Source organism: Candidatus Bandiella numerosa (assembly GCF_021811875.1).
Taxonomy (GTDB): domain Bacteria; phylum Pseudomonadota; class Alphaproteobacteria; order Rickettsiales; family Midichloriaceae; genus Aquirickettsia; species Aquirickettsia numerosa_A.
Genome location: NZ_JAJBJD010000213.1, coordinates 1 through 520 on the forward strand (window position 1 = coordinate 1; position 520 = coordinate 520).

The following is a 520-nucleotide window of genomic DNA, read 5'->3' on the forward strand; positions in this document are numbered from 1 at the left end:
GAGATGGCAATGAAAGTAAATGGAGAATATTTTATACTATGGAGAGCTGTAGACTCAGAGGGATATGAGCTAGATGTATTTTTACAGAAGCGGCGTAATAAAAAGTCAGCAATACGCTTTTTATCAAGATTGATACAATCATATCCAGTGCCAAGAGTAATTGTTACAGATAAATTAAAGAGTTATATCAAGCCAATTAAGGTGATGTGCCCTAAAACAGAACATAGAAGTCATAAAAGACTGAATAATCGTGTAGAAAATGCACATCAGCCCACACGAAGAAAGGAAAAATGCTTGATTAAGTTCAAATCACCCTGGGGAGTACAACAAACCCTGTCATTAATGGGGAAAGTAAGAAATATATTTGCAGTTGATATAGGAAGATATACTAACGCAGCTAATATCCAAAGAGAGAATTTTCAAAAAGCTAAATTTATTTGGGATGAAGCTATCCAAGAGATAGCTGCTGCCTAAAATTTAAGGGTCAGGGTTGTGTTGCGGCCATATTTCCATTAACTTG

General features: G+C 35.6%; 1 protein-coding gene. It reads left to right on the forward strand.

Translation table 11 applies throughout. The features are described 5' to 3' along the window. A partial coding sequence (locus L8D11_RS05430; RefSeq protein WP_236870649.1) for a DDE-type integrase/transposase/recombinase occupies window positions 1–474 on the forward strand: 474 nt, incomplete at its 5' end. Between the last annotated feature and the right edge of the window lie 46 nt (window positions 475–520).